Below are 23,129 nucleotides of genomic sequence, written 5' to 3'. Positions count from 1 at the left end.
TCTGTCGGTGGCCGGGTTCAAGCTGATCAAGTGCGAAGAGGGGAGTGGGCACAGCACCCACTGATGACGAACGGCCCGGCCGTGGCCGCGGTCAAGCGACTCGAAGAGCTCGGCGTGCCCAGAAGGACCATCTGGCGCAGGTGCGAGCCCGGCGGTGTCTGGCGGAGGCTGCTGCCCGGAGTCGTGCTGCTCGGAAACGGCGAGCCGACCGAGGAACAGCGGATCGAGGCGAGCCTGCTCCTGGCGCGCGAAGGTTCGGTGCTCACCGGGGTGCCCGCGCTCAGGCGGTACGGGCTGAGGAATCTGCCGGATACCGACGACGTGCATGTCCTCGTACCGGCCGAACGAGCGATCGCCAGTACCGGGTTCGTCCATATCGAACGGACGCGGCGGCTGCCCGCGCCGCTGAGCAGAGCTGGTGTGCCGACCGCTCCCGTGCCGCGCGCGGTGATCGACGCGGCACGCCGAACCCCCGATTCGGACTCGGTCGTGGCGATGATGGCCGAAGCGGTGCAAGAACGTCATTGCCTCCCGCACGCGCTCGCCGTCGAGATCGACGAGCGGTGCCGATTCGACGGGAGACTGCTACGGGCGCTGGCGCCGATCTTGGGCGGCGCGCATTCGGTCGCCGAGGCCGACGCGTGGAGTCTGTGGAAGCGGTCGGGGTTGCCGGAGTTCCAGTGGAATGTGAAGGTCTTCGACGCGGCAGGCCGGTTCGTCGCGAAGCCGGACGGGTGGTGCGATGAGGTCGGCTTCGCCTGGGAAGTCGATTCCCGTGGTTATCACGCCAAAGGCGACCACTTCCGGGCGACCCTCGCGCGAAACGCGCGCTACGCCGCGGCCGGGATCGTCGTTCTCCAGACGTTGCCGTCCCGCCTCCGGACCGAACCCGGCGCGGTTCTCCAGGAACTCAGAGCCGCGTTCCACAGTGCCCAGCGTCGTCCGCGACCCGACGTGCACCTCGGATGAGTCCCTCACCTCCGCGACCGCAGTTCCAACACCGCCCCAGAAAGCGCCAACCCCCCGGCACAGCAAGCAGCGACAGTCACCACCTGAGCGGCCGAAGAGTGCAGCCAAGTCGTCACCAGCACCGTCTCCGCCACCACGGTCGTCCACATCAGCACGGTCACCCGCCGGTCTCCGGCGGCGAGGCGCGAGAACAGCAGGATCTGCACCAGCGCGAGCATCGAGCCGGCGAGGGCGAACGGCCAGACCGGCATGGTGCTGGCGGCGTAGCCGGAGCCGCCGATGAACGAGAGCAGACGCGATCCGAAAGCAAAAGAAACCAACAGCACGAAGGCGTCCAGGGCAGCGCAGACGGCCAGGGCGGCGGGCAGGATTCGGCGCCGGTCGTCGCCGTTCGCGAAGCGGGGCAGTACCAGGACACCGACGGCTTGGGGGAGCCAGTACGCGATCTTCGTGACGATCGCGCCGAGCGCGTATTCACCTGCTTCTCCAGCGGGGAGGGTGTGCCGCGCCAGCACGAGGTCGAGGTTCACCAGCAGGACCAGCGCCAGCATCGCCTGCGCCGCGTGCAGGACCTCGCCCGCGTGCCAGCCCGCCTTGCGGGGCCGCGGCCGTCCACAGAGGACCCAACCGCAGAAGATCACCAGGTACGAGCCGATCGCGGTGCCTGCCAGCGCACCGGTGGCGTCACCGCCGATCAGCAGGCCGATCAGCGAGCCGCCGACCTTGCCCGCGCCTTCGAGCGACATGAGTCCGGCCAGCAGCGCGAACCGGTCGCTGCCCTGCAGCAGACCGTGGAAGAGGCCGAGCAGCGTGAGCGGTCCGAGTGTGACGGCGAGCAGCAGCGCGGGCACCACCGAATCCAGGTGCAGCACGAAGACCAGCACCGGCGCCAGGATCAGCCCGGTGGTCGCGACGACGGCGCTCGTCGTGAGGCCGAGCGCGAACAGTGTCCCGCTGTCCTGCGACTCCTTTGACGAACGCAGCCGGGCCACCCGCAGCGCGACCACGGTTTGCAGCCCCATCGCGGGCACGACGCCGATCACCAGCACCGCCAGCAGCGAACTCAGCTCACCGAACGCGCTCGGCGCGAGCAGCCGGGCGGCGACGATGCTCAGCGCGTAGGCGCCGGCGTTGTTCGCGGCCAGCGCGAGCGAGACGAGGATCGCCGCGACACGCTTGTCGGTCCTGGTCTGGTCGACCTCGGCGTCTACGCTCAACAGAGCTCCCATTACCGGCGAGTAATCTCCGCGACCATAACCGCGAACGAGGCGGAAAGGGAAGGGCACTTGGACGCACGGCGCGAACGTCTCGTCCTCGCCGCGGTGTCGGCGGGGCTGGCGCTGCTGGTGTTCCTGCCGGTGCTCGGACGTGGTTTCGTCTTGAGCTACGACATGGTGTTCGCCCAGCGTCAGTCGCTGATCCCGGACGCGCTCGGCCTCGGTTCCGCGCTGCCGCGATCGGTCCCCGCCGACGCCGTGATCGCGCTCGCGACCGCACTCGTTCCCGGCGACATCGTCCAGAAAACAGTCTTGTTCCTGGCACTCTTCGGAGCGGCATACGGCGCAGCGCGGCTGGTCCCGACGGAGCAACTCGGTACGCGCGTCGTCGCCGCCACAGGTTACGCGTGGACGGCCTATTTCGCGGAGCGGTTGTTCATCGGGCATTGGCCGCTCCTGCTCACCTACGCGTGCCTCCCGTGGATCGTGCGCGCCGCGCTTTCCCTGCGCCGGAACGAACCGAGGGCGCTCGCGCGGCTGATCCTCGCCTGCGCCCCCGCGATGCTCACCCCACCCGGCGGAGTGCTGGCCGCGCTCACCGCGATCGCCCTGGCCGGCCCGCGAAAACTGGGCCACACTCTCGGTCTCGCCGTCGTGCTCAACCTGCCCTGGCTCGTCCCGACGTTCCTGCACGACGGCGGAACGCTGTCCGATCCCGCCGGGGTGGCCGCGTTCAGCGCCCGCGCGGAAAGCTGGGGCCCGGCCATCCTGAGCGTGCTCGGACTCGGCGGGATCTGGAACGGCGACGTCGTTCCCGGCAGCCGGGGCGCGCCGATGGCGCCGGTGCTGATCCTCGTCACGGTCGCCGTGGCCTTGGCCGGGTTCCGCCCGCTGGCGCGGAAGTGGGGCACCCCGCCGGCGAGAGCGTTGCTGGTGCTGGGGGTTCTCGGTGTCGTGCTCGCCTCGCTGGCGACCTTGCCGTTCGGCGAGCCCGTGCTGTCCTGGGCGATGGGGCACGTGCCCGGCGCGGGGCTGCTGCGGGACGCGCAGAAATGGGTGGCCTGGTGGGCGCTTCCGGTCGCGCTCGGCTTCGCGCTAGCGGTCGAGGCCGCCGCCGCGCGTCTGCGGACCGGGGCGGCGCGTGGGGCGCTCGTCGTGGCCGCCGCGCTCTTTCCCTTGCTCACCATGCCCGATCTCGCGTGGGGTGGCTGGGGAAGGCTCGAAGCGGTGCGCTACCCGGACGACTGGAACGCCGTCCACCGGGTGCTCGCCGAAGACGACCGGCCCGGCGACGTCGTCGCGCTGCCGCTGTCCACGTTCCGGAGTTTCGCCTGGAACGACCACCGGACCCAGCTGGACCCGGCGCCACGCGCACTCCCCGAGAACGTGCTCGTCGACGACACTCTGCGAGTCGGAGGCGAGGAGATCGCCGGCGAGGATTCCAGAATGGACCGTGTCCGCGCGGCGAAGTCGCCGGAAGACCTGTCGGCGGCCGGAATCGGCTGGATCCTCGTCGAACACGGGACGCCGGGGCGGGTCGATCCGCGGTTGCTGACCGGCGCGGAACCGGTGTGGTCCGGTGACTGGCTCACGCTTTACCGCACTCCCGGTGAGCCCGCCGTGACCGGGACGCGATCACCGGTCCCCGTGCTGCTGGCAAACGGAGTAGCGCTGGTGACGATCGCGGCCGCACTGTTGTGCCTCAAGTTACCGGTGCGTACATTGAGCCGACGCAGGAATTCCCTGTCGCGGAAGGAGTAGGTCTTGGGCACCCTCATCGGCGCGGCCGCCGCCGTCATCATCGGGCTCGCAACGGCCGCAGGGGGGAGTTACGCGCTGACGAACTCCGCCGATCCGGACGCCGCACCCCAGGTGCAGGCGAAGATCAAGGAGCAGTTCAACCCGAACTCGAGCCCCGAGCACGTCATTTACGGCAACCGCTGAGCCGGTGTCCGAGCTCGCTTCCGACCACGCCGGCCGGGTCGTCGGGCTCTACGGCGACCCCACCGTTTCCTGGAGCATCCTCCTGGAAGCGAGGCTGTCTTCGGCTCTGACGCCGGAAAAGGCGCGGATGCGCTTGGCGGTCGCGGTCGAAGAACGGCCGTGGCTGGGCGCCGCTCCGGACGTCGAAGCCGTTCGGAGCGAAGAACTTCCGGCGATCCGCGATCGGTTCGCCGAGGCGGCGTACGAACGCGGCGCCCCGCTGCTCCGGGTCGCCGTCGGCATCGACGAACCGGTCGTGCTGATCGCCGCGCACCACGGCGCGCTCGACGGTCTCGGCCTGCTCGCCGTCCTCGGCCTGGCCCTCGACGTCCCGATTTCGTCCGCCGCCAAGGGGATCGGCGCCCGCACGGCGGACCGATCCTTTCTCGTGTCCGCCTTCCAGCGGCTCGCTGAAGCGCTTTTCGCGCCCCCGGCGAGAATCACCCCGGAGAGGTCTGAAAGCGGCCCTGGGGACGTGTTCAGCGCCAGGATCCTCCCGCGCTCGCGGTTCGGGTCGTCCGCGTTCGCCGCGGCCGCCGCGGACTTGACCGAGACGTGGAATGCCCGGCATGGCGAGGAAGCCGCCCGCGTCGTGGCCGCGGTCGGCGCGTCGTGGCGAGGCGGCGCGGCCCCGGAACCCTTGCACGACAGCGCGTTCTTCCGGTTGCGGCTCGGCGGGAAACCCACGGTCGCCGAAGTCGGCGCGCTGCTTGCCACGCAGCCGCCGGAGCCCGATTTCCCCGCCCGCAGCAGCAGGATCGCCCGGCTGGGCACCCGGCTGCTGGCGGGCAGGCTCGGTTCGACCTATCTCGTTTCCAACCTCGGCGTCGTCTCGGCGGCGGACGCGGTCACCTCGATCGCGTTCTATCCCGCCGCCAGCGGCCGCTCAGGCGTGGCGTTCGGCGCGGTGACCGTCGGCGAGACGAGCACCGTCACCGTGCGCGCACGCCGCAAGGACTTCGACGACGCCGCCACCGCCGATCTGGCCGACGGGATCGTGGAATCCTTGCGACGTCAGGACCCGAGGGTGGGGGATGGCCACCCCGGCCACGTCGCGCACGAGTGATTCGAAGCGGTTCACGCTGTGCTCCCAGTCGAACAGACCGGCCCACGTGACGCCGGCCCGGCCCATCTCGGTCCGCCGTACGCGGTCGGCGAGCAGCCCGTCGACCTGCGCGGTGAAATCGGCGAAGTCGTCGGCCAGTAGACCCGTCTTACCCTCCACAATGGACTCGGCCACGCCGCCGGCCGCCCGGTAGGCCACCGACGGAACGCCGTGCGCGGCGGCCTCCATGATGACGATGCCCCAGCCCTCCTTGACCGACGGGCACAGGTGCAGCCAGGAGCGTTCCAGGATCTCGTGTTTCTCGTCCTCGTCCACCCACCCGTGTAGCCGCACCCGGTCTTCGACGCCCCTGTCGCGGGCGTGTTTGCGCAAGACCTCTTCCCACGGGCCCTGGCCCACGACCTCCAGCTTCAGCGTCGGCCAGCGCCGGGACAGTTCCGCGACGACGTCGATCGCGTGCTCGATCCGTTTGTGCGGCACCAGCCTGCTGACCGCGACCAGCGTCGGCTCGGTCTCCCGGACGGCCTTGCCGCGCGGGGGAGTGTCCAAACCGTTGGGTACCACCGTGATGCGTGAGCCTTCGATGCCGAGGCCCGCCAGTTCGCCCTTGGTGATCTCGGAAACCGTGACGTAGCGGCAGTGGCGGAACAGCCACGGCGCCAGCTTCGACTCGATCCACCAGCCGATGCGGCCCAGTGTCTCGCCGAGCGCGCTGATCCACTGTTCCTTGTGGACGTGGTGCACCAGCACGAGGACCGGGCAGCCCGCGACGAGCCTGGCGAAGAACGGCATCCCGTTCTGCACGTCGACGACGAGGTCGGCGTGCGCCTTCCGGATCGCCCGGAGCGCGTGGAGGTAGACGCCGAACTTGTTGCCACGGCGGCGATAGCGGACGCCGTCGCGCCATTCCCCGGCGTTCGCTCCCGGGTATGCCGCGCACTGGATCTCCACCCGGTATCCGGCCTTGGCGAGCCCTTCGGCCATCCGCTCGACGTACCGCTCGGAGCCGCCGCCCTCCGGATGCCCGGTGTCGCGCCAGTTGACGAGCAGCACACGTGGCCTTTCCATCGTGGTTCTCCCAACCTGTTAGCGACAATGCTAGGTTACCGGTGCGTACACGGTAGATGAATCATTCTCGGAAAGCGATGGTTCGATGGTCGGTAATCGGTCGGTGACCCCAGCAACGATGCCTCATCGCGCCACTTTGCGCAGATCGGTGACGTTGTTCCGGGCTTTTCTCACCGAACAGACGGATCCGGACGGTTTCTACTCGGTGCTCGCCGAGGACTCGGTCCGGCAATTGGCGCAGCACACTCCGTTGAACGGCCGAACGATCGTCGACGTCGGCGGCGGTCCCGGCTATTTCTCCGACGCGTTCCGTGCCGCCGGAGCCACGTATCTCGGCATAGATCCCGACGTCGGAGAGCTGACGGCGCGCGGCGAGGCCGGGGAGAACATGGTGCGCGGCAGCGGGACGAAACTGCCCGTGCGCACCGATTCCGTCGACGTCTGCTATTCGTCGAACGTCCTCGAACACGTTTCTGAACCCGAGGTCATGCTGGCCGAGATGTGCCGGGTGACCAAACCCGGCGGAACGATTTTCGCCTCGTTCACGCCGTGGTATTCGCCATGGGGCGGGCACGAGACGGCTCCGTGGCATTTCCTCGGTGGCCACTACGCCCGGCGGCGTTATGCCGAAAAGAACGGAAAGGAGCCGAAGAACAAATTCGGCGAGAGCCTTTTCGCCTTTTCGGCGGGCGCGGCCATCCGGTGGGGGAAGGCCGCGCCGCTCGCCGATCTCCAGGAGGTCTACCCGCGCTACCACCCCTCCTGGGCCCAGTGGATCGCGTATGTCCCGGGTGTCCGGGAGATCGCGTCGTGGAATCTGGTGATGGTGCTGCGCAAGCGTTAGTGGCGCGAGGGGGTGGGGCGGCGCTTCGCCAACAGGAAGACCCCGAGGGCGAGGAACGCCGCGCCGGCGACGCCGAGCACGATCGGCCCGGTGCTCCCGATGAAGTCCAGCTTGCCCTTGTTCTCGTCGACCTGCTTGACCATCGCGTCGACGGTCGCGTCGGTGAACTCCAGCTTGCCGTCGAAGACCACCGTGGGGGTGGGGTTGGCGGCCGACCGCAGTTCCTGGTGCGACTGCTGTTCCTGCTTGACCTGGATACCCGTCACCGGCTCGATCCAGCTGGTGATGGTGCCCTTGTAGAACTGGCCGGCTTCGACGGAATCGCCGGTGGCCCCGATGAGCGAGCCCGGCACCTTCTTCGTCGAGATCTTCGTGTCGGGGATCTCCTGGACGAACTTGTAGACCTCGACACCCTTGATCTCGTCGACGCCCTTGAACCGGGCCTGGACGGGACGGCCGGTGTTGTCGTCGTAGACCTGGTAGTCCTTCTGCTCGGTGTCGAAGGGGAACTTGAAGTTCAGGCCGGGCTGCGGCTTGTACTCCTGGACCTCCTCGGGCTTTTCGTTCTCCTTCTCGGCCTTCTCCTTGAGTTTGGTGACGAAGCTGCTGTTGGCCGAGCACTTCGCCTCTTGGTCGCCCCCCGGCGGCACATAGCCTTCCGCGGTGCGGCGGTCGAAACAGACCTGGCGCTTGCTCGCGCTGACCACGGTCTGGTCGCTGGTGTCGACGACCGACACGGCCATCAGCCACACCGCGACGTCCGTGCCCTCTTGCATCTCCGGCGGCGCGAAGTTCGCCACCACGTGGGCGGTCGCCTTCAGCTTGGCGTCGTCACGGATCTCCGTGACGGTCTTGTCGCCCACCTTCTTCACCGCGAGCACCTTCGACGCGGTGCCTTCGAGGACCGACGTCGATTCCTGGTTCAACGGCACCTTGGCGAGTTCGGGTTTCACGTAGGTCGGCAGCAACACCGCGCCGGCGACGGAGAACACCCCTAGGGCCAAGAAGATCAGGCTCAACGCTCGACGCAACGGTCCTCCTGGTGAGACCACGGAAACATCCACATTACCCATCGGTAATCAGTCGCCAGATACTGTCCCGCGCGCCGGTCGGCGTCAAAGGTGTGACCGACGGTCACAGGCACGCCGTGCGACCGGAAGGTGGTATGGGCGCACCCATTCGGCGCAGTCCGCCAAACATGTTTGTTCCCCGGAACAACGTGATGGGGACCACCATCGGACGACTTCCGGTGCGTGGAAAGGAACTCTGTGCCGCAGGACCCGAACGATCGCCGCGCGCTGGACATCGGCGCGTACTCGGATTCCATCACCGACGTCGAGCTCCGCGACGCCGTCGCCGACGTCGCCGCGCTGCTTTCGTTGCACGGCAACGTGATCCGCGATCTCGACGCCAGGAGATCACGGTGGCGTCCCGGACGGCGGTCGCCGCATCCCGACATCGTCCTGTCCGCGGCCGGACGCCGTCCACAGTGGACGAGATCCGCGAATCCCGAAGTGACCCTGCCGGTCGCCACGACCTCGCGCGGCCGGACGCTCGCGGTGCGGCTCACTGCGCGGCCCGGTCTCGGGCACACGCTGCTGGACCTCGCGAGGATCATCGACGCCGACATGGCGCCGGAAAGAACGATCTAAGAGTCCGTCAGCCGGACCGCTTCCAGTGCGACGTAGAGCTCGCCGACGTCGACCGGGTCGGACAGGTCGCGCCGCGTCAGCTCCTGCACCCGCCGCAGCCGGTAGCGGACCGTGTTCGGGTGGACGATCAGGCGGTCCGCGGCCTCCTTGGCCGAACCGTGCCCGGCGAACCACGCGATCAGCGTGTCGAGCAGGACCTGCCGCTCGGCTTGGGGCAGCACCAGCAGCCCGGCCAGCACCGAACGCAGCACGTCCCGCGACATCTCCGGCGCGCTCGCGACCAGCGTGGTGACCGGGGAGTCGCCGAACACGGCGACACCGGCGGCGCCCGCGGCCAGCGAGCGGCGGGCGATCCGGGCCCGATGGACCGCGTCCGGCACTTCGAGGAATCCGTTGAACGGCCTGCTCATCCCCGCCGCCAGCGGCAGGGTGCCCAGCAGGTCGCGCAGCCGCCGGACGTCCTCGACGCGGTCGATCACGACGAGCCCGACCTCGGCGCCCGGCCGCCAGGCCGACTTCCAGCGCCGGGCCCGCAGCAGCGCCTCGACGCCGGGCCGCTCCTCCGGCTCGACGGCCTCCGTCACGACGGCGACGAACGTGCCCGCGGCCGGGAGGTCGAGCTCTTTCGCGGCGTTCTCGAGTTCCGGCTGGGTGGCGAACCGGCCCTGCAGCAGACCGTCGAGCAGGGCGAGCTTCTCCTGGGAGAGTTCGGCGGCGACCTCGCTGTACGCGGTGGTCAGCGCGTCGGAATAGAGATCGATGGTCTTCCAGACGTTGGAGTTGATCTCCACCGTGCGCGCCGGGTTGATGAAGCCGGGGCCCGCCAGTTCCAGCAGGCGTTCGTAGACGAAGATCCCGCCGATGCGGAACGCGCGGAGCACGGACGGCAGCGGGATACCCTGCCTTGCCTGGGCCAGCCCGGTCTTGCGGGCCGCGTCGAGCGGCAGCCCCCGTCCCTCGACGAGTGCCGTCAGCGCCCGCTCGAGATTCGCCCGGCAGACCTTGCGCAATTCGTCCGGCGCGGTGCTGTCCACCTGGTGGTAGAACTCGTCCTCGTCGCTGAGCAGCTGGGCGAGGCGATCACTGAACTCGGGCAGCCGGGTGAGCATCGCCTGCATGAGCACACGCTGCTCCCGGGGTGCGGGAGTAGCGAGAGCTTCGGTGCCCATCCGTCAACTCTAACCCGATGGAGCGGCCGCTTTTTATCACGATGCGACGAAAGGGCGGTTTCACGAGCTGAGCGCGGTTGACAACCTGCGCAGGGTTTCGCGGGCCCGCCGCAGGTCATCGAGGGTGACACCGCTGTCGTCGAGCACGTCTCCGCGCCGGGTTTCGCTCGCGTCCCAGAGCCGCTGCAGCAGTCGCTCGCCCTCGGGGGTGATGGCGTACAAGGCGGAGCGGCGATGGGCGGGATTGGGCCGTGCGCACAGTTCGCCGGCTTCGGTGAGGTCGTCCACGACACGCTGGACGGCTTGGCGGACCTGGCCGAGCCGTCGCGCGATGGCGGGGACGGCCAGTGGTTCTTCGGACACCGCGCTCAGCACGTGCCAGCGGGCGACGGTCGTGCCCTGTCCGGCGGCCTCCCGTTCGCTGATCCGGCGGCTCACTCCCGCCAGCTCGTAGACGTCGGCGATCAGCAACCGGTAGTCGTGGACGAGCTCGCTCATAGTTGACAGCATACTGTCAAAGTGCTCATTCTGGCCGCATGGATGTCGCCGAGCAGATCGCCGCCGTGTTCACAGCCGCCGGACCACGCCCCGAACTCGCCGCACGGCTGAGTGTGTTCGAGCCGCTGATCGGCAGCTGGGACCTGGTGGTGCACAACCACGCCGAGGACGGGAGCGTCCGGACCGTCGATGGCGAATGGCATTTCGGCTGGGCGCTCGACGGCCGTGCGCTGGCCGACGTGTGGATCAGTCCCGCGCGGGCGAGCAGGACCGGCGGCGTGGACGGCGAGTGGGGGATGAGCCTGCGCTTCTACGACGAGAAGATCGACGCGTTCCGGTCGACCTGGCTCGGCCCCGGCAACGGCTGGGTGATCCCGTTCCTCGGCAAGTCGACGGAGGACGGCTTCGAGATCGAGGCGGACACCGACGGCGTCCGGCGCCGGTGGATCTTCTCCGAGCTGACCGCCGCGAGCTTCTCCTGGCGGGCGGAGGAAACGCTGCCGGACGGGGCCCCCTTCGTCCGGCAGCGTTTCGAGGCCACTCGTGCGGTCAGTGGTTGATCTTGAACCACGGCTGCGACCAGCCGAGATAGGTGTAGTTCCAGGCGTTCTTGATCTCCGAGATGGTGGTCTCGGTGAAGCTGCCGGGACCGTGGATGTCGTTCGACAGGAACTTGCCGCCACCGATCGAGATCATGGTGTGTCCCGTGCCGCCGTTGCTGAAGAACGCGAGCCCGCCCGCGGGGACCTGGGTGTCGCCGGGGTGCTTGTACGAACCCGGGATCTGGGTCCAGTGCACGTAGGCCGTTTCCGAACCGCTCGCGGTCCAGCCGTAGGCCCACGAGTTGATCCGGTCGCACCAGCGGTAGTAGTTCGGGTCGTTGTTCGTGTGCACGTGCGCCTTCGCCCACGCGACGGCTTCGGCGCAGCTCCTCGGGTTGCCGGTGCCCGCGGTGGAGCAGGACAGGGTGCTGCCGGCGCAGTCCGGGGCGACCCGGCCGTCCGAACCGGTGTAGACGTAGGCGTCGCTGATGTAGCCGCCCTTCGACGGCACGTAGTCCCAGATGTCGGTGGTGCCGTACTTCCCGGTCACCGTCGTGCCGTTCGTCTGGCAGTCGATCGTGACGGCGGTGCCGCTCGCGACGGTGCCGACCGAACTCGCGCTCGTGCTCGGGCTGGACCGCACGGTCACCGCCACCCCGGAGTCGGTGTTCACCGTGCCCGTCGCCGCGAGCGCCTCGCCCGCGCCGCCGAGCATGATCGCCCCGGCCAGCGCGATCGTGCCCACGGCGCCTCTGGCGATCCTCGATCGGATCTTCATCTGTGTCCTCCAGTGGTTTCCCCGAATAGGGGGCCAGGATGGAGGAGCGTCGTACAAGCGCCGTACAAGAAAACGATCGTCCTAAGTGGACTTTTCTATACCGGGACGAGCTCCGGTTCGGGGATTTGCCCGATGATCGGGACATCGTTCGCGTATCGGACGTTCCGCTCGGTGAGCAGGACCCGCAGCCGGGCGAGCGCCCGGAACTGGGCCGCGCGGACCGCCCCCGCGCTCGGCAGGCCGAGCCGTTCCGCCGTCTCCTCTGCCGAAAGCCCGAACACGAACCGCAGCGCGAGTACCTGCCGGTGCGGCATCGGCAACCGAGCCAGCAGGACGCCGGCCTGCAGCCGGTGCTCCAGCCGTTCGATCTCGTCCGGATCGCGGCGCGCCCACGCCGTCAGCCCGTCGCCGATCTCCGGCACGGAGGCGACCGGTTCGCGGGAACGGCGCCGGTGCAGGTCGGCCACCTTGTGCCCGGCGATCCCGAGGACGAACGCGAGGAACCGGTCCGGGCGGTACCGGTAGCGGGGCAAGGCGATCAGCATCGCCTGCAACACCTCCTGCGCGCAGTCCTGCGCGTCGCAGGCCCCCGTTCCGGCGCTCCCGAGCCTGCTCGCGCAGTACCGGAACACGTGCGGGGAAAGGAAACGGGTCAGCTCCCGGAGCGCGTCCGGGTCACCGGCCACGGCCGCCCGGACCAATCTGCTGTCCGGGTTGGGCAGCCGCCCCGCCGTGGCGGCGGCACGGGAGTCCGCGGGTACCGTCGAGGGCGCTACCTCGTCCAAGTCTGCACTCCTGGTTCGGGGGAACTGGCCGCCAAGGTGCGCCCGTCATCGGGGGCCGGGACTTCGTGCGCGGTTGTCCAGCTTGCCGTTCCGTGCAGGGGATGTCCATACGACGGGCCGGAAGTCATCCGAACCGCGCAATGTCTACTATGGACTGTTATCCGGCGATACCTTGAGACAGGACAGCACCGGGGGATAGGCGGTGGTGTCGGTGCTGAGCAGATCCGACGTCCAGACCACGCAATGCGCGAGCACCCGGATCCGCTGGTCGAGATCCGCGTTCTCGCAGGCTTGCCCGATCTGGTCGGCGCAGGTGTCCCGGTCGTCGCGGACACTGGCGGCGATGGCGCGGACGATCGCCGCCACTCCCGGCTCGAGGCGGTCGGGCCGGACCGTCATACCCGCGTGATCACGCAGGCGCAGCGTGAACGGTTCGCCGATCCGCAGCGAACGGCGGCGATCCTTGGCCGCCAACGAGAACGTGTCGACCAGTCGTCCGACGACGTCGTCGAGCGCCGGTCCTCGCCGGGTGGCGGAGGCGATGGACACCAGTGTGGTGGCGAGCAGGTCGGCTTCACCTGATCTGGTGAGCGACAGGAGATCGCGTGCGACGGTGTGCGCGCGTTTGGCGGTGGCTGTCATGTCGGGCCCCTCGTTCGGTGTGCCGACTCCCGATACCCCTCAGGTCGCGGGCTAAACCTGAGGGATTGTCGGATTGGCGCGAGCGGGGGCGCGGGTTGCGCCGTTCGGCTCACTTCGCGGACCGGGAACGCAGGCTCGGCGTGCGCAAAGGCGTGACTCGCGTGATCAGGGACGTGACTCGCGTGATTGGAGGCCGCACTCGGGGTGTTCCGCCTCTGATCACGCGAGTTCCGCCTTCGATCACGCGAGTCACGCCTTCGATCACGTGAGTGCGGTGCCACGGCCTCGTGAGTGGTAAGGGCGGTTAGAACGACGCAAAACACTCACGACCCCTCCGCCGCTCACTTGACCAGCGCCTTCTAACGCGTGAGCAGGTCTCGAAGCGCCTTCGCCACCTCCGCGGGCGACTCCTCGGCCATGAAGTGACCCGACGTGACCGTCCGGTGGTCCAGGTCGGTCGCCCACGCCTGCCAGAGCGCGACGGCGTCGTAGCCGAGCACGGCGCCCCAGTCCTGCTGAAGCACGGTGAGCGGCATCGTGAGCCGGTTGCCGGCCGCGCGGTCCGCCTCGTCGTGCTCGATGTCGATGCCCGCCGACGCGCGGTAGTCGGCGACGATGGAGGGCACCGCGTTCCGTGACGCCTCCAGGTACGCGGCCCGCACGTCGGCGGGGATCGCGTCGCCGTCGCGCGTCCACGCGTCGAGGAAGTGACCGAAGAACGCGTCCGGCGCGCCCGCGATCAGCTGTTCCGGCAGTCCGGGCGGCTGGGCCATCAGATAGAGGTGGAAGCCGACCGCGGCGCCGGCGCCGTGCAGCACGTCCCACATGTCCAGCGTCGGCAGCACGTCGAGGATCGCGAGGTGACTGACCTTGTCCGCGTGGTCGAGCCCGGCCCGCAGGGCCACCAGTGCGCCCCGGTCGTGCCCGGCGAGGGCGAACCGGTCGTGGCCGAAGGCCTTCGCGACGGCGACGACGTCGGCCGCCATCGACCGCTTCGAGTAGGTCTCGCCGGTGTCGGCGGGCTTGTCGCTTTCGCCGTATCCTCGCAGGTCAGGGCAGAGGACGGTGTGGTCGGCCGCCAGATCCGCCGCGACGTGCCGCCACATGAGGTGGGTCTGGGGGAAGCCGTGGAGCAGCACGATCGGGCTGCCCGTCCCGGCGACGGCGACGTCCAGTGCCACGCCGTCCGCGACGGGCACACGCTGGTAGTCGAATCCGGTGATGCGCATGGGTACCTTCCTGGTCGTTCCGTGACGACCGCCAGCGTTCCCGGCCCGGATCAGCACCCGGTCAGCGACGACCGAGCGGCCGGGGCACGATGATCACCGTCGGTGAAGGAGGTGACGATGCGGTTCGGGGTGCTCGGCCCGCTCGTGGCCGAGGACGCGCGAGGCGAGGTCGGGCTCAAGGGGCCGCGACACCGCGCGGTGCTGGCCAGGCTGCTGATCGCCCGCGGCCGGGTCGTGCCGGTGGAACGGCTGGTCGACGACCTGTGGGAACGGCCGCCCGAGGGCGCGGTCGGCGCGGTGCAGACCTTCGTCGGTGCCCTGCGCCGCGCGCTGGAACCGGATCGCGCGCCTCGTGAGCCCGCGCGGCTGCTCGTCACGGTCGCCCGCGGCTACGCCCTGCGCGCCGATTCCGTCGACGCGTGGGACTTCGAGGCCGCCGTCGCCACGGCTCGTGAACTCCTCGACGCCCGCCGGGCCGACGCGGCACTGTCTCAAGTGGACACCGCGCTCGCGTTGTGGCGCGGCCCCGCGTATGCCGAGTTCGCCGAGGAAGGCTGGGCGCTCGGCGAGGTCTCCCGGCTGACCGAACTCCGGTTGCTGGCGGGTGAGCTCCGTGCCGAAGCCCTTCTCGCGCTCGGCCGGGCCGCCGAGGTGGTCCCCGAGCTGGAACCCCGGGTCCGCGAGTATCCCTTGCGGGAGAACGGTTCCCGATTGCTGGCGCTGGCGCTCTACCGCTCCGGACGGCAAGGTGACGCTTTGGCGGTGTTGCGCGCGACGCGGGAACGGCTCGCCGACGAACTCGGCATCGATCCCGGCGCCGGCCTGCGAGACCTGGAAGCCGACATCCTCGCGCAAGCGCCCCGGCTGGAGCAGTCCATGCCCGAGATCCCCGAGCGGCCGCTGATCGGGCGGGACGCGGAATTGGCCAGGCTCGAAGAAGCCTCGGCGGGGTCGCGGCTGGTGCTCGTGTCAGGTGAGGCGGGCGTGGGGAAGACCGCGCTCGCCGAGGCGTTCGCCGCCCGTCTCGCCGCGCGCGGCTGGACCACGGCCTGGGGAAGCAACCCCGACGACGAGGGCGCGCCGCCCGCCTACGCCTGGAGCCGGATCCTCGCGACCCTCGCCGAGGCCGGGTACGGCGCGCCACCGACCGCGGATCCGGCGACCGAGGATCCCCTGGCCGCGCGCTGGCGATGGCACCGGGCGGTCGCCGCCTACCTGTCCGGTGCCGCACCCTTGCTGCTCGTCCTCGACGACCTGCACTGGGCGGGCGAGGAGACGTTGGCGCTGCTGGCCTCGGTGCTGAGCGAGCCGCTGCTGATCGTCGCGACCTATCGCGGCACCGACCCGCCCGCGCGGTTGACGGACTTCCTCGGCCGGGCCGCACGCCACGAGCCGGCGCGGATCTATCTCGGCGGCCTGCCCGAGACCGAGATCGCCGCGCTGGTCAGAGCCACGACCGGGGAAGAGATCGAGCCGGAGACCGCCGCGGTGATCCATCGGCGCAGTGGCGGGAACGCGTTCTTCGTCCGCGAACTCGCCCGCCTGCTGGCCGCCGAAGGGCCTGCCGCCTTGGCCGCGGTGCCGCCCGGAGTCCGCGACGTCGTCCGGCACCGGGTGGACGCGTTGCCGGACGAGGTCCGCGGTGTGGTGCGCCGCGCGGCGGTGCTCGGTACGGACGTCGATCTGGACGTACTCGAGGCCCTGGTGGGGGAAACCGCGCTCGACGCGGTGGAAGTCGCGGCCAGGCGAGGGATCCTGACCGAGCGGGCGCCGAACCGGTTCCGGTTCGCGCACGCGCTCGTGCGGGACACGCTCTACCACGACCTCTCCCGTTCGCGACGGGCTCGCGAGCACGGTGGGATCGCCGAGGCACTGGAACGTCTTCGCCCGGACGACGTCGATGCGCTGGCACACCATTTCCTGCTGGCGGAGGAGCATGGCGACCGGGCCGCACGCTACGCGCGGGCGGCCGCGGAACGGGCCGAAAGTCGTTTCGCCCCAACGGAAGCGGCCCGGCTTTGGGAGGCGGCGCTCACCGCGTACGACCGATCCGGCGGCTCCGACCCGGAGAAGCGGCTGGAGCTGATCATGGGCATGGCCCGTGCGTCGGCCGTCGCCGGCGGCCTCGGCCGGTCGCGGCGGCATCGGGCCGAAGCGTTGGAACTGGCGGAAAAGCTGGACGATCCGCTGCTGACCGCGCGGGTGATCGGCGCCTTCGACGTCCCCGCCATCTGGACCGAAAGCGACGACAGGGAGCTCGCGTCCCGGATCGCGGGCGCCGTCGAGCGAACTCTCGCCGCGTTACCGGAGGAGCGGCGGGCGGAGCGGTGCCGCCTGCTGGCCACGCTCGCCGTCGAACTGCGCAACGCGGGCGGACGGCGGGCTCGCGAGGCGGCCAGGGAAGCCGAGACGCTCGCTCGCGAGCTCCAAGACCCGGCGCTGCTCGCGTTCGCGCTCAACGCCCGGTTCCTGCAGTCCTTCGACCGCGCGGGGCTCGCGCCCGAGCGGGCGGCGATCGGCGCCGAACTGGTCGACCTCGCCTCGCGGCACGGGCTGGTGACGTTCGAGGTGCTCGGGCATCTCGTGCTCCTGCAGGCGAAGAGCGCGCTCGCGGAGTTCGCCGCCGCGGACCGGCACGCCGCGTCGGCCGACGAACTCGGCGAGAAGTACGGCCTGCCGCTCGTGGGCGTGTTCACCCGGTGGTACCGCGCGATGCGGACCGCGATGACCGGCCCGGGCGGGGCGGCCGCCTATCGTGCCGCGGCGGCGGGACTCGCCGGGACGGCCATGTCCGGAGTGGACAACGGAATCCTCGCGCTCGCCCTGTTCTGCGACCGGCTCCAGCGCGGCCTGCCACCGCAAGCGCTCGAAGAGAGCTACGGCGCCTATGAAAGCTGGTGCCGTCCGGTACTCCCGATCCCGGACTCGCCCCGGGATCTGCTGTTCGAGGCCCGCACCTGTCTGCACGCCGTGGTCGCGATCGAACTCGGCGACCGGGCGTCGATGGAACGCCTGTACGCCGAGCTTCTGCCCGCCGAGGGCGAGATCGCCGGTGCCGGGAGCGGGATGCTCACCCTCCGCCCGGTCGCCCATTACCTCGGCGACCTGGCGACGGCACTCGGTCTGCCGGAAGCGGCCGGGCACTACCGGAAGGCGCGGGCCATCGCGGTGAAAGCCGGTTCACCGCACTGGGGTTAGCTCACTGCTCCCGCATCGCGCGGCGGATCTCGGCCAGCTTGTCCTTCGCGGCCTTGTCACGGTCGGCGATCTTCTTGTCCAGCGAAGCGACGTCTTCCTTGCCGCCGAGGCCGGCGAGCTCGGTCGAGCCCAGCGAGGTCGTGTACCGCTGCTCGATCCGGTCCCTCACGTGATCGAACGACGGCACGCCGCCTTCGCTGTAATCCGGCTCCGGGACCTCGACAGGGGCTGTCGGGGACTCTTCGACGATCTCGGCGTCGAGGATCTCCTTGTCCGGGTCTTTCTCGGTCATCGTCCACTCCGTCCTGCGTGCCACGGCACGGCTTCGGTCATCAACCCGAGCATGCCCGAAACCAGCCGCATCTGGTCGACCGTGCGGATGTCGGCCTCGACCAGCCGCGGCGAGCAGACCATGACCGCGAGCGCCTGCGCCCGCGAAAGCGCGACGTTGAGCCGGTTCCGGGAGAGCAGGAAGTCCAGGCCACGCGGCAGATCGACCGCCGAGGACGAGGTCATCGTGGTGATCACCACCGGCGCCTCCTGGCCTTGGAACCGGTCCACCGTGCCCACCCGGACACCGGGATGCCCGGCCTCGTCCAGCGCGCGGGCGACGACCCTGGCCTGCAGGTTGTACGGCGCCACGACCAGGATGTCCTCGTCGCCGAGCGGCCGGGGCTCGCCGTGGTCGGTCCAGGCTCGGCCGTGGAGTTCGGCGACGAGGGCGGTGACCGCCTCGGCCTCCTCGACCGACCGCGTCGTGTTGCCGTGGTGGTCGACCTCGGCGAGGTACAGGCCCGCTTCGACGCCGTCGATCGCGCGCTCGGCCGCCGAAGGATGCGAGTGCAGACGGCCCGCGTAGGACAGCCGTGACACCGGCGCGCAGACGGCCGGATGCATCCGCCGGGTCTCGTCGAGGAAGTACCCGAGTTCGGCCGGGATGATGTCCGCCTCGCCGATCAGATGCCCGAGCGCGGACGCCTCGGCACCGGCGGGATGCGTGCCCTGCACGACCTGCGGCAACTGCTGCGGATCGCCCAGCAGCAGGAGATTCTTGGCGCACATCGACACCGCGAGCGCGTCGGCGAGGGCGAACTGGCCCGCCTCGTCGATGATCAGCAGGTCGAAGGGCTCTTCCCGGATCGCGGCGTTCGCGAACGTCCAGGCGGTGCCGCCGACCAGATGACCGGTGTCGTGCTCCTCGCGCCATTTCACCAGCGCGGGATTGGTCTTCGGCTGCTCCCACGGCGCGGCCGGATCCGGGGTGCGCTTGGCGCGTTTCGCGCACGGCAGGTCCGGCGCGTTCTTCAGCGCGGCGGACAGCACATTCTCCACGGCCTTGTGACTGGTCGAGGTGACGGCGATCGTCTTGCCCGCCCGCACGAGTTTCGCGATCAGCCTGCCGGCCAGATAGGTCTTCCCCGCGCCCGGCGGGCCTTGGACGGCGAGTGTGGAGCCATCGAGCGCCTCGACGGCCTCGATCACCGTGTTCACCAGGTCGGTCCCGGGTTCGGGCAGGGTCTTGTCGTCGCGAAGCCGGGGTGTCGTGCGCCGGAGCAGATCGACGCCGGGATGCGCGGGCAGCGTCGGCAGCCGGTCGACGACGAGGCGGGCGAGGTCCGCGACTGCGTCGTCCTTGGGGGAAGGACGGACCGGGCTCCCAGGCAGCACCGCGACCGGCCGGTCGGCGGTGGTCTCGTCCGGCGGGCAGCTCTCTTCGAGGGTCAGTTCGACGGCGGTGGCCGAGACGACCTTGGCGTCGCGCGCGGCCGCGCCGTACCGCAGGCGGACGTCGTCGCCGGGGGCGAAGGGGTGCGGACGGTCCGGGTCGCAGCGGAGCACGAGCGAACGTTTCGCCTTGCGGACCCGGCCCGACGGCGGCACCCATTCCCCGGCTTCCAGCGAGATCGGGACGGTGCAGGCGTTGTCGGTCTCCAGATCGCCGAGCGGGGCGGCCAGCTGGCGGAAGTACTCCCACCACGCCGGATTCGTCTCGCGGCGGTGATAGCCGACCGACGCGGCCAGCAGCGCGCGGGCGCGGTCCTCGCCGGTGAACTCGGCCGGATCGTCGGGCAGCCCGTCCAGCAGCGGATCGACCAGCGCGGCCAGCTGCGCCGCGCGTTCGGCGCGTTTCTGGGCGGCGACGTCCTCTTCGGTCTGGCGGAGCAGAGCGTCCACATCGGACTCTTCGGGCGGCTCGGCGAGCGCGATCCCTTCGTCCACGCGGATCTTGTGCAGGAACTCGAACAACCGCAGGGTGGAGACGCAGTCGTATTCGTTGTAGTCGCTGATCCCGCGCAGCACCTCGTCCGCGTGCTCGGTCTCGCCGGAGGCGGTGAGCGTCAGGTACTCCTCGTAGGCCTCGATGCTCGACACCGCCGTCTTGACGTCGCCGTCGCGCGCTTCGGGCATGTAGAGCGGTTCGAGGTACTTGATCGAGTACGACCGCTGCGAGACCCGGAGTGCCTTGCGTACCACGGAATACAGGTCCACCAGGCCGCCGCTGCGCAGCAGATGGTCGACGGCGTCCTCACGGGTTCCGTGCACGGCGGCGAGCCGTTTGATCGCGGTGACCTCGTACGGCGCGTAGTGGTAGACGTGCGAGCCGGGATGCTCGGCGAGCCGCGCGGTGGCGAAGTCGATGAACTCTTCGAAGGCCCGCTTCTCCTGCGACCGGTTGTGCGCCCAGAACGGGGTGAACTTCGTGCCGTCGTCGGCTGTCACGGCGCCGAAGAGGTATTCCAGTCCTTCACCCGCCAGCGCGTACGGGTCGCCTTCCATGTCGAAGAAGACGTCGCCGGGCGCGGGCGGCGGCAGTTCGGCCAGCGCGTCCGGATCGATGATCTCGTAGGCGATCTGCCCGGTTTCGTCCTGCCGGACCTGGATCGCCGCCTGGGCGCGCAGCGTGGTGAACGACGTCGTCGAGATGTCGCGCGGACGGTCTTCCGGCGCGGCGGCCGCGAGCGCGTCGATGGTGCCGAGTCCGGCGGCGACGAGCTTGCGCCGCTGATCGCCGCGCATTCCCGCGACCAGCGAAAGGTCTCGGTCGGCTTCGCGGGCGCTCGCGCAGTGCGCGGCGTAGGAGCAGCCGCCGCACGCGGGCCGCTCGTCGGCCCAGAGCTGGACCGGCAGGGTCGGCGGCCGGTTCCGCAGCCGAGCGCGGAGCCGGTCCACCAGCGGAAGGAAGTCGTCGACGCGGAACGAACGCGTGCTGTGATCGCCGAGCAGCAGGTGCATCTGCGGACCGGCGGGCCAGCCCGCCCGGCGCAGGGCGTCGGCGTATGCGGTCAGCTGGACGACCGCGGCGGGCTTCGCGTGCCTGGCCAGCTTCGTGTCGTAGACCTCGTAGCGGCCTTCGTCGTCCCGCATCAGGAAGTCGGCCCGGCCGGAGAACTCGCCGTCGTGGAAGACCGCCTGGTAGATCACCGGAGCACCGGCCCGAAGCGCTTCCTCGGTGGCTTTCGCGGCGACGACCGGGTCTCGTTCGTCGATCTCGACGACGGCGCTCCGCTCACCGCGCAGCTTGTCCAGCGTCGCGGCCTCGTGCGCGCGCCCGTGCGTGACCGCGAGCTGATCCGGCCCGGAACCCGGCCGCGGCGCGCCCGGCAGGCCGGCGGCCAGCGCCTGGTTGAGGAGGCTGCGGTGCTCGCATTCGAGCAGGTCGGCGAGATCGGACGGGGTGTACATCGCCCGGGAGTCTTACATGGACTCCGGCCGCGACCGCCCCGGCACGCCGGAGTCAGCCCGAGGTGTGGTCGAACGTCAGGTGCGAGGTGATCCGGTAGCGGTCGCCCCGGTAGATCGAGCGGGTGTACTCGATCACGCGGCCGCCGCCGTCGCGGGTGGTGCGTTCGAACAGCAGCGCGGGGGAGTGCTGTGGCACGCCGAGCAGGCCGGACTCGTCGGGGTCGGTGACGGTCGGCTCGATGATCTGCACGGCCGTCGCGGGCACGACCTCGTACCGCGTGCGGAGCAGTTCGTAGAACGAGCCGGATTCGAAACCCGCGGCCGTGATGTCGGGCACGAGATCGCGCGGGACCAGGATCCGCTCGATCGCCATCGGTGCTTCTTCGACGACACGGACGCGGGTGACGGCCACCAGCATGTGGCCGGGGGATACCTCGAGCCGTTTGCCGAGCCGGGCACCGGCGGGTGTGGTGGCGAAGTCGATCACGCGACTGGTCCAGTGGCCCTCGGCGGGCGGCGCGAACTGCTCACCGCCGGTGGCGGGCATGAGGTCTTGGGAGATCTTGCGCGGCGCGGTGAACGTGCCGCGGCCGTGCTCGCGGACCACGAGACCGTCGCGTTCCAGCTCGTCGATCGCGGCCCGCAGGGTGGGGCGCGAGACGCCGATTTCGGTGCTCAGCGCGCGTTCCGAAGGCAGGACCTCACCCGGCTGCCGCCGCTCGATGAGCTGGCGTAGCCGATCCTTGACCTCTGTTCGCCGCATGACCACAGCCTACCCAGTGGTCACGGAGAATTGGCTGGTGGACAAGTTGTCTAGACCTATTGACTTTACCACTTCACCGGGTGACGGTGGAAAGAAACTGACCAGTGGTAAAGGAGACGAGATGTCGACCTCAGGGAAGTTCCGCGCCGCCGCCGTCGCGGTGTTGTCGGTCGCCGCACTGGGTCTGGCGCCGGGCGCCGCTTCGGGAGCGGCCGGTTGCGGCGCGCTGTTCGACGACTTCCACTACGGCTCGCATACCGACGGTCTCCTCGCCCAGCACGGCTGGCAGGTGCGATCCGGGGCGGGCGGCCCCGGTGTCGGCGGTGCGCGCTGGGCACCCGAGGGCATCACGTTCCCGACGTCGGACGGGGACAAGGTGCTGCAACTCGCCTCCACCACCGACGGCACGCCCGCGGGGACGACGCAGACCGAGATCATGCAGCCCGATCGCCGGTTCTTCGAAGGGACCTACGCGGCCCGGATCCGCTTCTCCGACGCGCCGGCGTCCGGCCCCGACGGCGACCGGATCAACCAGACGTTCTTCACGATCAGCCCGCTCCGCTACGACAACGACCCGCTCTACAGCGAGCTGGACTTCTCGGAGTACCTGCCCAACGGCGGATGGGGCGAGGCGGGGCCGGTGAACTTCCAGACCAGCTGGCACACCTACACGCCGGATCCCTGGTACGCCGAGAACAAGAGCGACAGCCAGCGCCGCAGCATCGACGGCTGGCACTCCGTCGTCGCGACGGTGTCCGACGGCCATGTGCGGTACTACATCGACGGTGCCCTGGTGGCCGATCACGACCGCAGCGGGCCGTTCGACGTGTACCCGCGGCAGAACATGTCGCTCAACGTGAACCAGTGGTTCATCGACCTCACGCAGCACAGCGGCGGGACGAGCACCTACCTCGAACAGGTGGACTGGGTCTACTACGCGAAGAACGAGGTGCTGACGCCGCAGGCCGCCGCCGACCGGGCCGCGTCGTACCGGTCTTCGGGTGTGCGATTCAGTGACGATCTCGGTGGCTGTTAGATATGA

Annotated in this window: 20 protein-coding genes; 8 read left to right on the top strand and 12 right to left on the bottom strand. The window is 69.9% G+C overall.

The genetic code is table 11. The features are described from left to right. The first annotated feature begins 63 nt into the window (after positions 1 to 63). Positions 64 to 969: a hypothetical protein gene (locus tag DMC64_RS29590; RefSeq protein WP_125736176.1), complete on the top strand. Its 906-nt coding sequence runs from the start codon at positions 64 to 66 to the stop codon at positions 967 to 969. A gap of 5 nt (positions 970 to 974) precedes the next feature. Here the strand turns inward: DMC64_RS29590 and DMC64_RS29585 are convergent, their stop codons facing one another. Beyond that, positions 975 to 2,186 (bottom strand): lipopolysaccharide biosynthesis protein, encoded by a 1,212-nt coding sequence (locus DMC64_RS29585; RefSeq protein ID WP_125736175.1) that lies wholly within the window; start codon positions 2,184 to 2,186, stop codon positions 975 to 977. 69 nt (positions 2,187 to 2,255) lie between these two features. Here DMC64_RS29585 and DMC64_RS29580 point away from each other — a divergent pair, with 69 nt between their 5' ends. Next, on the top strand, positions 2,256 to 3,947 hold the full coding sequence (locus DMC64_RS29580) for a hypothetical protein (protein ID WP_125736174.1): 1,692 nt from the start codon (positions 2,256 to 2,258) through the stop codon (positions 3,945 to 3,947). 3 nt (positions 3,948 to 3,950) lie between these two features. After that, the gene (locus DMC64_RS29575; protein WP_037348252.1) at positions 3,951 to 4,130 is read left to right on the top strand and encodes a hypothetical protein; all 180 of its coding nucleotides are present in this window, start codon (positions 3,951 to 3,953) and stop codon (positions 4,128 to 4,130) included. A gap of 925 nt (positions 4,131 to 5,055) precedes the next feature. On the opposite strand, the gene DMC64_RS29565 is transcribed toward DMC64_RS29575, so the two are convergent. Further along, positions 5,056 to 6,288 (bottom strand): glycosyltransferase family 4 protein, encoded by a 1,233-nt coding sequence (locus DMC64_RS29565; protein ID WP_125736283.1) that lies wholly within the window; start codon positions 6,286 to 6,288, stop codon positions 5,056 to 5,058. Positions 6,289 to 6,451: 163 nt separating this feature from the next. Here DMC64_RS29565 and DMC64_RS29560 point away from each other — a divergent pair, with 163 nt between their 5' ends. After that, a complete protein-coding gene (locus DMC64_RS29560; protein WP_125736173.1) occupies positions 6,452 to 7,147 on the top strand; it encodes a class I SAM-dependent methyltransferase in 696 nt (231 codons plus the stop codon). On the opposite strand, the gene DMC64_RS29555 is transcribed toward DMC64_RS29560, so the two are convergent. Further along, positions 7,144 to 8,178, bottom strand: a complete 1,035-nt coding sequence (locus DMC64_RS29555) for a DUF3068 domain-containing protein (RefSeq protein WP_158634272.1) — start codon at positions 8,176 to 8,178, stop codon at positions 7,144 to 7,146. The two genes, DMC64_RS29560 and DMC64_RS29555, sit on opposite strands and share 4 nt — an antisense overlap. Positions 8,179 to 8,415: 237 nt before the next feature. Between DMC64_RS29555 and DMC64_RS29550 the strand changes: the two genes are divergently transcribed. Continuing rightward, positions 8,416 to 8,799 carry a hypothetical protein gene (locus DMC64_RS29550; protein ID WP_125736172.1) on the top strand — a complete coding sequence of 128 codons (384 nt, stop codon included), beginning with the start codon at positions 8,416 to 8,418 and terminating at the stop codon, positions 8,797 to 8,799. Here the strand turns inward: DMC64_RS29550 and DMC64_RS29545 are convergent. Both DMC64_RS29545 and DMC64_RS29540 read right to left on the bottom strand, forming a co-directional pair. Next, complete coding sequence (locus DMC64_RS29545; protein ID WP_125736171.1) at positions 8,796 to 9,968, bottom strand: CdaR family transcriptional regulator; 1,173 nt, start codon at positions 9,966 to 9,968, stop codon at positions 8,796 to 8,798. The two genes, DMC64_RS29550 and DMC64_RS29545, sit on opposite strands and share 4 nt — an antisense overlap. Positions 9,969 to 10,028: 60 nt before the next feature. Beyond that, positions 10,029 to 10,466, bottom strand: coding sequence for a MarR family winged helix-turn-helix transcriptional regulator (locus DMC64_RS29540; RefSeq protein ID WP_037348263.1), 438 nt, complete (start codon positions 10,464 to 10,466; stop codon positions 10,029 to 10,031). Between the two features lie 38 nt (positions 10,467 to 10,504). Between DMC64_RS29540 and DMC64_RS29535 the strand changes: the two genes are divergently transcribed. Beyond that, entirely contained in the window at positions 10,505 to 11,026 is a 522-nt protein-coding gene (locus tag DMC64_RS29535; protein ID WP_125736170.1) for a hypothetical protein, read from the top strand. On the opposite strand, the gene DMC64_RS29530 is transcribed toward DMC64_RS29535, so the two are convergent. The 4 genes from DMC64_RS29530 to DMC64_RS29515 all read right to left on the bottom strand — a co-directional run bounded on the left by DMC64_RS29530 (position 11,016) and on the right by DMC64_RS29515 (position 14,442). Then, positions 11,016 to 11,786 (bottom strand): SH3 domain-containing protein, encoded by a 771-nt coding sequence (locus DMC64_RS29530; RefSeq protein ID WP_125736169.1) that lies wholly within the window; start codon positions 11,784 to 11,786, stop codon positions 11,016 to 11,018. The two genes, DMC64_RS29535 and DMC64_RS29530, sit on opposite strands and share 11 nt — an antisense overlap. Positions 11,787 to 11,881: 95 nt before the next feature. Further along, entirely contained in the window at positions 11,882 to 12,571 is a 690-nt protein-coding gene (locus tag DMC64_RS29525) for a sigma-70 family RNA polymerase sigma factor (RefSeq protein ID WP_125736168.1), read from the bottom strand. 147 nt (positions 12,572 to 12,718) lie between these two features. Beyond that, a complete protein-coding gene (locus DMC64_RS29520) occupies positions 12,719 to 13,213 on the bottom strand; it encodes a hypothetical protein (RefSeq protein ID WP_125736167.1) in 495 nt (164 codons plus the stop codon). A 359-nt stretch (positions 13,214 to 13,572) separates the two neighbouring features. Then, the gene (locus tag DMC64_RS29515; RefSeq protein ID WP_037348270.1) at positions 13,573 to 14,442 is read right to left on the bottom strand and encodes an alpha/beta fold hydrolase; all 870 of its coding nucleotides are present in this window, start codon (positions 14,440 to 14,442) and stop codon (positions 13,573 to 13,575) included. Positions 14,443 to 14,559: 117 nt separating this feature from the next. On the opposite strand from DMC64_RS29515, the gene DMC64_RS29510 reads away from it, so the two are divergent. Beyond that, positions 14,560 to 17,640, top strand: a complete 3,081-nt coding sequence (locus DMC64_RS29510; RefSeq protein WP_125736166.1) for a BTAD domain-containing putative transcriptional regulator — start codon at positions 14,560 to 14,562, stop codon at positions 17,638 to 17,640. A 1-nt stretch (position 17,641) separates the two neighbouring features. Here DMC64_RS29510 and DMC64_RS29505 read toward each other — a convergent pair whose 3' ends face one another. The 3 genes from DMC64_RS29505 to DMC64_RS29495 are packed head-to-tail and all read right to left on the bottom strand — an operon-like array spanning position 17,642 to position 22,087. Continuing rightward, the gene (locus DMC64_RS29505) at positions 17,642 to 17,932 is read right to left on the bottom strand and encodes a hypothetical protein (RefSeq protein WP_016335297.1); all 291 of its coding nucleotides are present in this window, start codon (positions 17,930 to 17,932) and stop codon (positions 17,642 to 17,644) included. After that, positions 17,929 to 21,324, bottom strand: a complete 3,396-nt coding sequence (locus DMC64_RS29500) for a TM0106 family RecB-like putative nuclease (protein ID WP_125736165.1) — start codon at positions 21,322 to 21,324, stop codon at positions 17,929 to 17,931. Before DMC64_RS29500 ends, DMC64_RS29505 begins: the two co-directional genes overlap by 4 nt. Positions 21,325 to 21,376: 52 nt before the next feature. Next, the gene (locus DMC64_RS29495) at positions 21,377 to 22,087 is read right to left on the bottom strand and encodes a GntR family transcriptional regulator (RefSeq protein WP_125736164.1); all 711 of its coding nucleotides are present in this window, start codon (positions 22,085 to 22,087) and stop codon (positions 21,377 to 21,379) included. 121 nt (positions 22,088 to 22,208) lie between these two features. Here DMC64_RS29495 and DMC64_RS29490 point away from each other — a divergent pair, with 121 nt between their 5' ends. Further along, positions 22,209 to 23,123: a glycoside hydrolase family 16 protein gene (locus tag DMC64_RS29490; RefSeq protein ID WP_125736163.1), complete on the top strand. Its 915-nt coding sequence runs from the start codon at positions 22,209 to 22,211 to the stop codon at positions 23,121 to 23,123. Positions 23,124 to 23,129 lie beyond the last annotated feature (6 nt).

This window comes from Amycolatopsis sp. WAC 04197 (assembly GCF_003947475.1).
GTDB lineage: Bacteria > Actinomycetota > Actinomycetes > Mycobacteriales > Pseudonocardiaceae > Amycolatopsis > Amycolatopsis japonica.
The sequence above is the reverse complement of the archived record's forward strand: the minus strand, read 5'-3'. Positions and strand labels throughout refer to the sequence as shown.